General features: G+C 56.5%; 12 protein-coding genes. 10 read left to right on the forward strand and 2 right to left on the reverse strand.

Going from position 1 to position 13254, the window contains the following annotated elements; all coding sequences use genetic code 11:
* Positions 1–107: 107 nt before the first annotated feature.
* Positions 108–1007: a LysR family transcriptional regulator gene (locus HIJ39_RS07710; protein WP_169098355.1), complete on the reverse strand. Its 900-nt coding sequence runs from the start codon at positions 1005–1007 to the stop codon at positions 108–110.
* 125 nt (positions 1008–1132) lie between these two features.
* On the opposite strand from HIJ39_RS07710, the gene cuyA reads away from it, so the two are divergent.
* From cuyA to HIJ39_RS07760, 10 genes are all read left to right on the forward strand, one after another.
* Entirely contained in the window at positions 1133–2149 is a 1017-nt protein-coding gene (gene cuyA / locus HIJ39_RS07715) for a D-cysteate sulfo-lyase (protein ID WP_169098357.1), read from the forward strand.
* A 19-nt stretch (positions 2150–2168) separates the two neighbouring features.
* On the forward strand, positions 2169–2894 hold the full coding sequence (locus tag HIJ39_RS07720; RefSeq protein ID WP_169098359.1) for an aspartate/glutamate racemase family protein: 726 nt from the start codon (positions 2169–2171) through the stop codon (positions 2892–2894).
* Between the two features lie 180 nt (positions 2895–3074).
* Positions 3075–3317 (forward strand): DUF3311 domain-containing protein, encoded by a 243-nt coding sequence (locus HIJ39_RS07725; protein WP_169098361.1) that lies wholly within the window; start codon positions 3075–3077, stop codon positions 3315–3317.
* Entirely contained in the window at positions 3317–4837 is a 1521-nt protein-coding gene (locus tag HIJ39_RS07730) for a sodium:solute symporter family protein (protein WP_169098363.1), read from the forward strand. The genes HIJ39_RS07725 and HIJ39_RS07730 overlap by 1 nt, the downstream gene beginning before the upstream one ends.
* A 21-nt stretch (positions 4838–4858) precedes the next feature.
* Positions 4859–5986 (forward strand): amidohydrolase, encoded by a 1128-nt coding sequence (locus HIJ39_RS07735; protein ID WP_169098365.1) that lies wholly within the window; start codon positions 4859–4861, stop codon positions 5984–5986.
* A 238-nt stretch (positions 5987–6224) separates the two neighbouring features.
* On the forward strand, positions 6225–7289 hold the full coding sequence (locus HIJ39_RS07740) for a sugar ABC transporter substrate-binding protein (protein WP_169098367.1): 1065 nt from the start codon (positions 6225–6227) through the stop codon (positions 7287–7289).
* Positions 7290–7348: 59 nt separating this feature from the next.
* Positions 7349–8104 carry an ATP-binding cassette domain-containing protein gene (locus HIJ39_RS07745; RefSeq protein ID WP_169098369.1) on the forward strand — a complete coding sequence of 252 codons (756 nt, stop codon included), beginning with the start codon at positions 7349–7351 and terminating at the stop codon, positions 8102–8104.
* Positions 8101–9063: an ABC transporter permease subunit gene (locus tag HIJ39_RS07750; RefSeq protein ID WP_169098371.1), complete on the forward strand. Its 963-nt coding sequence runs from the start codon at positions 8101–8103 to the stop codon at positions 9061–9063. The genes HIJ39_RS07745 and HIJ39_RS07750 overlap by 4 nt, the downstream gene beginning before the upstream one ends.
* A complete protein-coding gene (locus HIJ39_RS07755; RefSeq protein ID WP_169098373.1) occupies positions 9064–10050 on the forward strand; it encodes a LacI family DNA-binding transcriptional regulator in 987 nt (328 codons plus the stop codon).
* A 206-nt stretch (positions 10051–10256) separates the two neighbouring features.
* Complete coding sequence (locus HIJ39_RS07760) at positions 10257–11411, forward strand: aminotransferase class V-fold PLP-dependent enzyme (RefSeq protein ID WP_207711537.1); 1155 nt, start codon at positions 10257–10259, stop codon at positions 11409–11411.
* Between the two features lie 144 nt (positions 11412–11555).
* Here HIJ39_RS07760 and HIJ39_RS07765 read toward each other — a convergent pair whose 3' ends face one another.
* On the reverse strand, positions 11556–13136 hold the full coding sequence (locus HIJ39_RS07765) for a putative PEP-binding protein (protein WP_169098375.1): 1581 nt from the start codon (positions 13134–13136) through the stop codon (positions 11556–11558).
* Positions 13137–13254 lie beyond the last annotated feature (118 nt).

The following is a 13254-nucleotide window of genomic DNA, read 5'->3' on the forward strand; positions in this document are numbered from 1 at the left end:
CATGGTGAGAGGAATATTGAGATCATCATGAATGGCGTGGGAACATCCCACGCCGGTTGCCTGTGCGCCATTCTCATGGGCACGGGAAGGGGGGAGCAACAACAACGCTAGACGTGGCTGGATTCTGGGATGCGGAATTCTGTGAGGAAGTCCCGAAACACGGTGACCACTTTGGGTTGAAACTCGGAGGCGGCAATGACACAGCAAAAGTTGCTGATGACGGGATAGTTTCGCAAACGGAGCGGCACCAATAATCCCTGACGCACTTCGGAGCGAATGGACCATTCCGACATCATGGCAATACCCAGTCCGGCGATAACGGACGCCTTGATAATTTGGGAACTGCCAAATTCCATCAGGCGATTGGGTGCAATGTGATGGTCCGAGAATACCCGATCGACAATTTGCCGAATGGCGGACCCCGATTCGCGAAGAATCCAGGGTTCGTTGGCGAGATCAGCGAGGCCTATCTCGGGAGTCTGGGCCAGGCGATGTTGGGGAGGCACCACGACGACTAACTCGTCCTCGGCGAACGGCATCCGTATGATGCCATCGACGGTGATGTCGCCTTCAACGATACCGAGCTGCAAGATGCCTTCCGACACCCGCCGGGCAATCCGTCCTGAATTCATAATGGTAATCTTCGGCTGGACCAAGGGGTAGCGGCGGATGAACGCGGCGATCGCGTGGGGCAAAATATATTCGCCGTAAGTGAAACCGGCTCCGATGCTCAACAGGCCCGCGGGTTCATCGCGGAGTTCCCGGAGTTGTTGTCGGGTTTCGGAATCCCGCGTCAAAGCGCTGACCGCGTAATGGTACACAATCTTGCCGGCCGCCGTTGGGCGAACTGACTTCGTGGTTCGGTCCAGCAAGCGAACCCCATATTCTTCCTCAAGCGCCTCAATGATGCGGCTGACCGATGACTGTGTGAGAAACAGCTTTTCCCCCGCCCGCGTAAAGCTTCCCTGTTCCACTACCGTCCTATAGACCAGCAAGCTTCGGATCATGGTGTTCCTCCTCGCAGCATGAAAGATTTGCATGGGATTCACGATATAATCGCATTTTACACATTATTAGTACAACCATACACTGGTCTTGAATCGCGACATCCACTGCGACAGGAGGCAATTTGGTGAATCTCGCTCAATTTCCCCGTAGGCGTTATACCACTGGCTCTACCCCCATCCAACCGCTGAACCGTCTGTCAGACCTCTTGGGGGGGCCGTCCCTTTACATCAAGCGCGATGACATGTTGGGACTTGCCGGAGGGGGCAACAAGGCCCGCAAGTTGGAGTTTTTGATGGCTGACGCCATTGCCCAGGGTGCCGATATGGTGATCACCTGTGGCGCCGTACAATCCAATCATTGCCGGTTGACGCTGGCGGCCGCGGTCCAAGAGGGACTGCAATGCCATCTTGTCATCGAGGAACGGGTCCCGGGGAGCTACCGGCCCGATGCCAGCGGAAACAACTTCTTATTTCACCTCATGGGTGTGGATGGCATGACGGTGGTTCCCCCCGATACGAACATGATGTTGGCCATGCAGGAAGTTGCCGAGAGACTGTCCCGCCAGGGGCGCCGCCCATATATTATCCCAGGAGGCGGGTCCAATGCCATCGGCGCTACGGGCTATATTGCCTGTGCGGATGAATTAGAGTCGCAGCTCTTTGACGAGGCGCTCAATATCGACACGGTGGTGTGCGCCAGCGGCAGCGGCGGAACGCATGCCGGGCTTGTCGCCGGCTTTCACGGCAGCAACTCCCGAATTCCGGTGGTGGGCATCAACGTCCGTTTTCCCAAGGAGCAGCAAGAAGACACCATCTATCGCCTGGCCAGCGAAGCCGCCGACCGGGTGGGCGTTCTTTCTGTCATTCCGCGGGAGAATGTGGTGTGTTTCGACGAGTATGTGGGCCCCGGCTACTCCTTGCCCACATCGGAGATGGTCGAGGCCGTCAACTTGGTGGCGAGACTGGAAGGCATCCTGCTCGATCCGGTCTATACCGGCAAAGCCATGGCTGGCCTGATCGGGCTTATACGTCAGGGATATTTTACGAAATCCCAACGGGTTTTGTTTCTCCACACCGGCGGATGGCCTGCTCTGTTCGCATACACCGACCTCTTTTACGCCGACTGGGCGCGAAATCAGTAGATCCGAGGAAGTGATCGCTTTGAAGACCCTGGGAATCATCGGCGGACTCGGTCCGCTGGCCGGCGCACATTTTTACGAGCGTCTGGTCCATTTCACCCCTGCTGCAGGTGATGCGGGCCACATCCCGACAATTCTCATCTCCGATCCGGCCATTCCCAGCCGAATCCTTCACCTTACGGGTCGGGGCCCCTCGCCGGTGCCGCAATTGGTGTCCGTCGCCGAACGCTTAATTCAGGCCGGCGCCGACATCGTGGCCATGCCGTCAACCACGACCAGTTACTATTGCGATGAAATCCAGACTCAGATATCGGTCCCGCTCATTTCGCTAATCGGAGCGGTACGGGACACCCTGAGCCGCTGCGGAATTCGCAATGTAGGTATTCTGGCGACGACGCCAACCCGCACCCACCGCATCTACGAGGCTAGTTTTCGTGAGCGGGACATTCGATGGGTGTATCCCGATGATGCCTCGCAGCGGCGCGTGATGGACCTCATCACGGCGGTGAAGGGGATGGCTCCGACCGAGGATGCACGAAATCTTGGGTCTGAACTCCACGCGTTGATTGCGGGATCGTGGGCGGACGGCACCGATGCCGTGCTACTGGGATGTACGGAACTGCCGGTGATATGGAATCGATGGGATCCCCGGAATATTTCCGAAACCCGTTTTGTCTTCAGTGCGACGGATATCTTGGCAGAGACGACCGTATCCTTGGTGGTCGGCCATGTTGTCAGGCCGCTTTGACCGCGTCTACCACACACATCGCGAGATCCTGCAGCCAGTCAATGGGAGACCTGTGACTGTTCTAAAGCCACCGCACTTGTCTCGTTTAGGACCAGACCGTGCAGCAAGACCGCATAGCCAAAGGCCGAACAGCCTGTCTTGCCACTTCGACCATGCATTTTAGGAGAGGAGCGTGCATTCATGTTTCGAGCGCGTCGTCATTGGCTGTTGCTCGTGATCCCTTATTTATGGATTGTGTTCGCGGTTCCGCTCATCAATCGAATTCACTATGAACCCGGGGGGATTCCCTTCCTTATGCTCTGGATGGGTGCCGGCGTGGTCGTGACGTCCTTGTCGGTTGGCGCTGTCTTCTCCATTGACCGGCGTCGGAAGGCCCAGGGCAATGCCGGCTCGACAAGCGGCACGGAGGGAGGGCTGAACTGATGCGCTTTTTGATATCGGCCATCATCGTGCTGGGGACGACCATTGGCAGCGCCTGGATGGCCAGTCGCGGGAAGAAAATTAATCTGCAGGACTGGGCGGTCGGTGGACGTCAGTTCGGTGGGGTGCTCTATTGGTTTCTGAGCGCGGGCGACATCTTTACGACTTTCGCCTTCCTCGGCGCCAGTGGTTGGGCTTACGCGTACGGAGCGCCGGGGTTTTACATCTTCGGGAACGTCGCCTTGGGATACACCTTGGGCTATTGGCTCCTGCCGCGTCTTTGGGAAATCGGCAAAAAGCACCGCTTGCTCACTCAAGCCGATTTTTACAATAAGCGTTTCGGCACGCCTTGGCTCGGTTCGGTGTTGGCGGTCGTTGGGATTGTCGCCCTCATCCCATACATTGAGCTCCAATTCACCGGGCTTGGCCTCATTCTCAAGTTGACATTCGGATCGGCGGTTTCGACAGACTGGATGATTGTGTTCGCGGGCTTTATCGTGCTGGTCTTTACATTCTTGACCGGTCTGAAGAGCGTGGCGCTGGGGAGCATCGTAAAAGATGTGCTCATGGTGGCGATTCTCGCTTACATGGCCGTCATGGTGGGGGTGTTTACCCATGATGGCTCGCTAATCACCATATTTCACCACATGGACCAAACGCACCCGTCTTATTCCCGACTGCCGGGGTTGGTTCCGGCCAAGCACTACACCTCGTTATGGTTTATGTCCGCACTGATTGTGACCAACTTGGGATATTGGGTATGGCCCCAGACCTTTCAGTATGCGTTTTCCGCCCGCAGCGGCGATGTGGTCCGTCGCAACGCGGTATTTCAGCCGCTGTATGCCTTGGCGTATTTCTTCACTTTTGCCATCGGGTTTGCAGCCCTGTTGGCCGTCCCTGGACTCTCCAGCAGCAACGATGCCTTATTGGCGTTGGCCGCCAAATATTTCCCCGGGTGGTTTCTTGGCCTCTTGGCCGGTGGGGGGATGCTGGTGGCCATTGTACCGGGATCGCTGCTCATGTTGACGGCAGCTGCGCTTTTTGCCGACAACATCTACCGTGGCCTTCTTAAGCCGAGGGCGGACGACCAAGAGGTTCTCAAGGTCTCCCGCTATGCCTTGATTGGTGTGGCTGCCGTCTCGGTTGGGGTGGCGCTCTCCAACGACAAAACGCTGGTCTCCATTCTGCTGATTGCGTACTCCATGGTGAGCCAGCTAGCTCCCAGCGTTCTATTGAGCCTGCTGTGGCGGCGAATTACGAAATGGGGCGTCTTGAGCGGCGTCGTGGTGGGGCTTCTCGGGGTTACGGTTCCCACCCTCATCCACATCGAAACCCTCATTGGCAAGTCGATTGACACGGCCTTAATTGCGGTCGCCGCCAACTTTGTGGTGACGGTGGTCGTAAGCCTGTTCACCCAGCCGCCAAGCGAAGAGGCAATTCGGGTGGGCATCGAGCCGGCGTCCGGGGAGATGTATGCCGCGCCGGTGGTGGCGGCCGCGCCCCAGCCCGAACTTCATCAGTAATTGGGTAAGGAGGACAAGACTTTGGACGATAGAACGGCAGCGCTCCTCAAACGATCAAGGGAACGTCTGACGAGTGAGATTCTCGACGTCAGCCATTTCATCCATCAACATCCGGAAACTAGATTTGAAGAACGAGAATCCAGCCGGTTTTTGCGCGAAACACTTGAGCGAGCGGGGTTCGCCGTCACGAGCCCTGTTGGGACACTCGCTACCGCGTTTATCGCCAAGACGGGGACACCCGGCGGACCAGTGATAGCTCTCATGGCGGAATATGATGCGCTGCCGGGGATCGGTCATGCATGTGGTCATAACATTATAGCGGCCATGTCTGTCGGCGCCGGTCTCATGCTCAAAAGCGTATGGGATGAGCTAAACATCCAGGGGGAGCTTTGGATCATGGGGACCCCGGGTGAGGAAGGCGGTGGCGGAAAAATTGCGCTGTTGGACCAAGGCGCGTTTGACGGCGTGACGGCAGCAGCCATGCTGCACCCGGCGTCCAGCAACACGGCGTCGCCAATAATGTTGGCACGAGAGGGCATAGACGTGACCTTCTTGGGACAGGCATCCCACGCGGCGTCGGCTCCAGAGCGCGGCCGGGACGCCTTGGGGGCCGCGGTAGCGTTTTTGACGGTTATCAATGCGATGCGCGCCACCTTGAGAAGCGACGCCAACATCTACGGCAATGTTCGCGAGGGGGGTCAATCGCCGAACATCATCGTGGATCGCTGCAGCGTGCGCCTGCAAATTCGGGCGGCGGATACGGACTACATGAGTGAATTGGTTCGGCGCATCAAATCGGCTGCTGAAGGCGTGAGCGCCGCGCTTGGAACCCAGTTGGAATGGACGCGCTTTGTTCCGCCGTATCAGGAACTACGAACAGATCCGACTATGGCCGCCATTTTGGAAGACGCCTTTGCCTGGCTCGACCGGCCTGTTTGTACCGCCCCGCGTTCTGGCGGCTCCACGGATGCGGGAAACATCAGCCATCATGTCCCTACGCTGCATGGCAACATAGACATCGGGCCAATCCCGGGTCATTCCGAAGCTTTCGAATTGGCGGCCGGCGGTGAGTCCGGGGACCGTGCGGCGTTGGATGGCGCCTTTGCACTCGCGTACGTCGCTGCCACCATGCTGCAAGCTGTTCACTAGCCACCCCGTCTCGGCAACAAGAAACATACCGGGCGCCTTACGACTTCGATCGCAGGGCGCTCGTGTTGTTCTAAGCCGGGTTCCAAAACCGGGTCCACACCGCCAACCCACCAAGGTGGTGAAGGTCCATGTATAGGCCATTACGAGGCTAAATAGATGAACGATTCCAGTTAGTATTGACATACTATACTTATCTGGATTTAATATGGAAACGTATCCATATGAAAGGGGTGCAACCATGTTGAAAGGACGCTTAGCTGCGTTGGCACTAGGGTCGCTGTTGGCCAGTGCTGCACTCGCCGGGTGCGGGGGCGGGACCTCAAATTCGGCTTCCGGGTCCGGTAAGGATTTGGTGTACTTCATCTTTACCGGCTATAGTTCACCATATTTTGCTCCGATGGCAACGGCTGTAAAACAGGCCGCTCAGTACTATCCCAATCTCAACCTGAAGATTGTGAACGCCAATGGCTCCCCGTCCCAAGAAGTGACTGACATTAACGAGGCCGTTGCAAACAACGCCAAGGGTATTATCCTGAACCCAGTCAACGGGGCGGTAACTAGTGCGGCCATGCACGCCATGAAACAAGGCGTCCCGGTCATCACCATCGACCGAGACGTCAACAACCCCAAGGGTCGCAAGCTCTTTATTGGCGACAACGACCACCAGTTGGGTGTTGAGCAGACTAAGTACGCGATAAAGTACCTCATCGCGAACAAGGTTCCAAAGCCTTGGAATGTTGTGGTTTTGACGGGGACGCCGGGTTCCAGCACCGCAATTGATCGCGCGGCAGGTGCCATGTCGGTGTTGAATCCTTATGTGTCAAATGGCTCGGCTAAAATTGTCCTCAACCAAACTGGGCAGTTTGCTACGAACACCGCCCAAACCGTGATGTCGGAATTCTTAGCAAAAAATAGCCACGTCCAATTGGTGGTCGCAGGAAATGACGCGATGGCTTTGGGGGCGATTACGGCGTTGCAAAACGCGGGACTCAAGCCTGGAAAAAGCGTCTTTGTCGTCGGTGCCGATGCACAGCCGCAGAGTTTGACGGACATTCAGAAGGGGACGCAATTGGACACCGTGACGCATGCACCGTTTGTTGAGGCCTATTGGGCGGTAGAGGCGATGGACAACATCTTGCAATACCACGTCAACCCACCGGCCAAATACGCAGCAAAGGGCCTCATCATTCCCATGACATTGGTCACGAAGAGTAATGTCAGCCAGATCTCAGGATGGGGGACTCCGAAAACAGTTCCCGCATTGCCCTATGGGCACGCATCTAGTCACAAAGTGAGTCAATAGAGTGGGGAGAGGCCCTGGGAGACAATCTGGGGCCTCCGCATCTTAGGGAGGGATGCCTCGTGGCAGTTGCTCACGATACACCATTGTTGTCTATTCGCGGTCTCTCCAAAGCGTTTGGACCTGTTCAGGCGGTGAATAATGTCAATCTTGACATTTATAGTGGCGAGGTTGTCGGGCTGGTTGGGGACAATGCCGCCGGTAAATCCACGTTTCTAAGTCTTTTGACCGGCTATAACCAGCGCGATGCCGGAGAGATTTTCTACAAGGGCGAGCCCAAACAGGTCGCATCGCCGCGTGCTAGTCGCAACCTGCTGAAGATTGAGATGGTGTATCAGAATCTTTCATTGGCACCAGATCTAACGGTATGGCAGAACATGTTTTTGGGCGAGGAGAAGACCAAGGGGCGGTGGTTCAATAACCGATCGGCGATGATTGCCGATGCCGATCGGGTATTGTCAGAGCTTAACGCACGTGCGCGTGCGTCTGATTTAGTTGGTACGCTATCGGGAGGAGAGCAGCAGTTGGTGGCCATTGGCCGGGCGTTGCTATTCGACCGGGAACTCATCATCATGGATGAACCAACCGCCGCTATTTCGGTGGCTAAGATTTCCGATGTGCTGAAGCTCATTTTGCAACTAAAGGAACGGGGAAAGTCGGTGATCCTCGTGAGCCATCGCTTAGAGGATATTCTAACGGTTGCAGACCGCATTGTGGTGTTCTCGCATGGTGCCGTGAAGACTATTTTGACGAACCAAAACCTTGATATCACTGATTTGGTGAAGGAAATGTTTGAACCAAGGGGGGCGGCGAAGTGAAAAGTATCAGCACAAAAGTATTCGGGCCCTCCGGGAGTGTCCGCCGGCCAATTCTCTTTTTGGTAATTGCACTTATCCTTTCGGGCATTGTTGCCCCGTCATTTTTGACCTCTCGCAACATCAATGCGCTCCTGGTGAGCTCCAGTTTCTTGGTGGTTATCACGATCGGTGAAGCGCTAGTGATCATGACCGGAATGATTGACCTTGGTGTTGAAAGCATTTTAGCCTCAGGTGGAATGCTCGTCGCCTTCTTAACCGTTATGCAGCATCTATCCGCGGGCGTTGCCATTCCGTTCACCCTGGTGAGCGGCCTCTTTGTGGGGCTGGTTGTGGGCCTCTTGGTCACCAAGGGACGGATTCCCTCTTTTATTGTAACTTTAGGAACCTATTGGGGCCTTAAGGGTATTGCTCTCTTATTCAACGGTGGAAACTACATCAGCCCTAATAGCGGGGAGTTCTCATTCAGTGGTCTCTCGGGAACGTTTTTAGGTATGCCGACGTTGGTGGTCCTAATGGTGGTATTGGTGGCCGTCGCCCAACTACTCTTTTCCTACACCCCAGCTGGCACATGGATTCGGGCTGTTGGCTCGAACGAGATGTCAGCCAAGACAGTTGGTCTTAACATTGATGCCATGAAGATCGGCATGTTTATGATATCGGGCCTCCTTGCTGCTTTTGCCGGGATTCTCATTGCCTCGTGGCAGGGGTCCATGTACCCGACGACTGGCGCAGGATACTCCTTGCAGGCAATCGCCGCCGTCATACTAGGAGGCATCCCCTTCACGGGCGGCCGCGGATCTATCGTGGGCGCCGCCATTGGTGCATTGATTATCGGTCTAATCAACGACATCATCGTCTTGGTTGGTTTGCCGTCGCTCTACGAATACATTTTTGTTGCCATCATCCTTGTCATTGCCGGACTGCAAGCCCGGGCGGCTCGTGGGGCGGTCGTTAAGTAGATGGCGACAATTAAGGATATTGCACGACGTGCGGGAGTTGGGGTTGCGACCGTCTCCCGCGCCCTAAATCGGAGCGGGTATGTCAGACCGGAAACATTGACGAAGATCGAGCAAGTCGCTGACGAGCTTGGGTACGTCCCAAATCGCCAAGCCCGTGCCATGGTAAATGGTTCAACTCAGACATTCGGAATTTTAATTCCTGATATGGATAACGCGCTCTTCATGCGCATCGTCCGCGGGATCAACGATTTTGCCTATCCCTTGGGATACTCTCTGTTGGTTATGGACTCTCGGGGAAATCCGGAGCGCGAGCGGCGGATATGTCGAACTATGCAGGAACTCCGCGTGGATGGATTGGTGCTGTTTGCGACCCCCGGTACCGCGAATTTGTTAACCACGCTTGATCGGACGCTGCCCGCAGTCGTTATTGACCGATTGTTGCCATCGTCGGATGTTCCCCAAGTGTCTGTCGACCATTATAAGGGTGCCAAGGATGCTGTCGGTCTTCTGTTAAGCGTCTGCCAGTACCCCCCGGCCATGATTTCCGGTCCTGAACAGGTAACGAGTTCGGAAGCCCGTCTACAAGGATACCGAGATGCACTCCGCAGCGCGGGCGTTTCGCCCAAAGACGAAAGGATTGAGAGTGGAGGTTATACTTACGAGGGCGGTTATCAGGCAATGAGGGGTCTTCTAACGCGTGGCCGTTCCTTAGATGGGGTGTTTGCCGCTAATGACCTCTCCGCTTTAGGGGCCTTGAGAGCTATTCGAGACGTGGGGCTCCGCTGCCCCGACGATGTCCGAGTTGTTGGATTTGACGATATTGAGGCAACCAGGTATGTGTACCCGTCGCTTACGACGATTCGTCAACCAATGGATGAAATCGGCCGCGTCGCGGTGGACATGCTGGTCAAGCGGGTAACCGGGGAACTGGTTGAGGTCGATCCTGTACTGTTGGCAGGCAAGTTAATCCGGAGAGAGTCATGTTAAGAGTGTCGAGTGATGGCCCCCGGTCCTGGCCACGGCCGTTGCCGACGTAGAGTCGGTGGACACAACCGTGGAGAGCGTATCGTAATCGACCTTGGTACCCCCGGCGCTAAGATGGAGGGGGAGACGGTTATTCGGGCACGGCGCCACGATGTGTTCCCAAATCCGCGTGTATATGTTTGTCTAGGTACATAGAGGAGGGGCATATCGTGCAGGCAGAGGAATTTCGTCAACATTTTCCAGGTCTTAGGGATATCGTTCACTTATGCAGCTGCAGTCAAGGTGCACAATCGGACCGCACGATTGTGGCTATGAACGAATTCATGAACAGTTGGCGGAACGGGATTGCGCCTTGGGATGAATGGATGGGGATGGCGGACCGGGCTCGTGAGGCATTTGCTGCGCTTATCAACGCGTCGCCGCGTGATGTGGCAGTGGTATCGTGTGCGTCGGAAGCCGCGTTTCAAGTGGCGTCCACTCAGGAGTACCGGCCAGAGCGGGCAGCAATCGTAACCAATGACTTGGAGTTTCCCTCGATCGCCCATGTCTGGTTAGCAGCCCAACAAAAGGGGGCGGAGGTCCGTTTTGCCACGGAGACGGATGGGGTTGTGGCGACGGAGCAGTACCTCGAACTCATCGACGAGAGCGTGGCGTTGGTATCTGTTCCCCTGGTCACCTACGCCAACGGGATGCGGTTTGCCGTGGAGGAAATCAGCCAGAAGGCGCACCAGGTGGGCGCCAAGGTGGTCGTTGATGCGTATCAAGGAGCCGGTGTGATACCAATCGATGTGAATACCATGGGCTGTGACTACCTCTTTTCGGGGGCTCTCAAGTACTTGTTAGGGATTCCGGGGATCGCATTTCTCTGGACGCGTCCGGAGGTTGGAAGAGAAGTCGAACCCATTTTGACGGGGTGGTTTGCAAGACAGAGTCCCTTTGCCTTCACACCGCGGGTGCTGGATTACAGTCCGGATGCCCGCCGCTTTCAGACAGGCACCCCAGGAATTGCGGCGGCCTATGCGTCGGCTGCGGGCTTGTCGCTGATTAACGAGACCGACCCCCGGGACGTGCTTCAGCACGTGGAAACCCTTGCTGATGTGCTTCAAGAAGGCCTGATTGACCTCGGATATGACCTATATTCACCGCTTTCGGTCCCTGCCAGGGGCCCCCAAGTTGCGGTCTATTCGCAGAACCCCGAGCCTCTTTCCGCGTTTCTCAAGGCTCGGCACATCTATGCAAGCCCTCGGGGGAGGGCCATCCGATTGAGTCTTCATTTCTATAACAATGTCGAGGACGTGAAGCGGACGATTCAGGCGTTTGCTGCCTTTCGCGATGAGCATCCGAGAAGCGTCTCGGTGCTGTGACGAAGATTGTTTCTGGAAGTTCAGCATGATGTCCGTGTCTTTTTGTGGACCGCGAGGTCATGAAGAGTTCGGCGGACCGGCGCTCAGCCTTCTTTAGTTCACGAGGAGAAATGACTGCGCAGACCCACGGGTCGCATCCCGCGGCTAAAGCTGCATCAACTGTTGGGCAAACGCCCTTTCACTTAGGCGCCCGTCCGCCCACGCGCCGATGTCGGTTGGGAGGGGCTTGCTGAGGGCGTCCCGGATGACGTCTAGGCGCGACACCGGAACGCTGAGATGGCGTGCACCTAAACCCACGAGATAGCGCGCCCAGTGGGGATCGGCAGCGAGATTTCCACACACATGGATCGTCAGAGAATGGCGCTCGGCTTCGGATATCAGCATGGTGATGGCGCGGGCCAACGCAAGCGGGCTGTCCGTGCCGCGGCTCGTGGTTCGGTCACTGGCAAAAAGGTATTGACTCAAGTCATTTGTCCCTAAGGAAATAAACTGGCAGCCCTCCCGGTGGAGATCAGGAAGCAGCCAAAGCAGCGCGGGAACTTCGGCCATGACCCCCAACTCTATGGCGCCTGCCGGGACATGTTGCGCTCGACATGCCTTCTCAAACGCCAATCGACAGAATAGCCAGTCCGATATGCTGGCAATCATGGGAAACATGACTGACAAGGACGGTTGATGATGGCGCCAGGCGCTTACAATGGCGGTCAGATGCTCGTAAAACAGTTCGGGGTGCTGGCGGTACACGCGAACCCCGCGCCTACCTAAGGCCGGATTGGTTTCCTTTTCCATGCTCCATGGCAAAAGAGGTTTGTCGGAACCAATATCCAGGGTCCGAATAATGATCGGCTTAGGTGCCTGTTGAAAAAGGCGGGTTAGGAGCCGCGTCTGACCATCCATGTCGGGCAGCCGTCCCTCGGCTGCGAAGGCAAGTTCAGTCCGAAGAAGTCCGATTCCCTGCGCGCCCAATTGCGTCGCCTTCGCCGCCTCGGCTATCGAGCCGATATTGGCTTGGACGGTGACATCCTTGACGACCGGGGGTGGTGGGGCGGGGGGCGCGACTTCCACGGGCTCGAATGGGGGGGATCCGTCCAAGAGTTCGATTATGCCATGGTCTCCATCCACGAACACCCAATCCCAGGACGCCAACCGCTCCCAGTCGTCGCCATGATCCACGGCGACCACGGGAACGCCCAGGCCTTGGGCAATGAGGGCTGCATGCATGGTCGGGCTTCCATGTTGCACAATCGCGCCCTTTACCGTGTCAGGCCAGGTCGAGACCTCCTGCACGGTGAGCCTTGATGTCACAATAATGCTGTTTTCGGGAATGGGACTCGGAACGTGGGTCGGGGAAAGCTGCTCAACCCAGAGTTCGGCCACGTCACGCACGTCCTGAGATCGCTCGCGAAGATACGGGTCATCCAGCGCCTCGAGTTGCGACGCGAAGTGCTCGGCTGCCTGTCGTATGGCTTGTGTCGGCGGCAATCCTCGCCGCGAGGCTTCCTCGACTTGGCCTATTAAGGCGGGATCAGCCAACAATGCGCGGTAGACGTCGAGAATTTCATCGGTAGCATGCCTCGGCCTCTCCGGAGTGTCCAGCGCAGCCTGCGCCCGAATTCGGGCCTCATCGATAGTCACCGCACCCTCGGATTTGACCTCGGTTTTTGCGACCGGATACACGCGGCCGCGCGCCTGGCCTCCTGACAACGGCCGGGCACTGATCTCCATGAAAATCACCTTCATCCCAAAAACTACTTGCCGCATTGCACGAGATAGGCCATAATAGCATCACAATCGAATGAATTGTCAATCTGGTTCGCTGGGAGAGACAATGAGACAAACCCGG

The sequence above is a fragment of the Sulfobacillus harzensis genome (assembly GCF_012933365.1).
In the GTDB taxonomy this organism is placed as follows: domain Bacteria; phylum Bacillota; class Sulfobacillia; order Sulfobacillales; family Sulfobacillaceae; genus Sulfobacillus_B; species Sulfobacillus_B harzensis.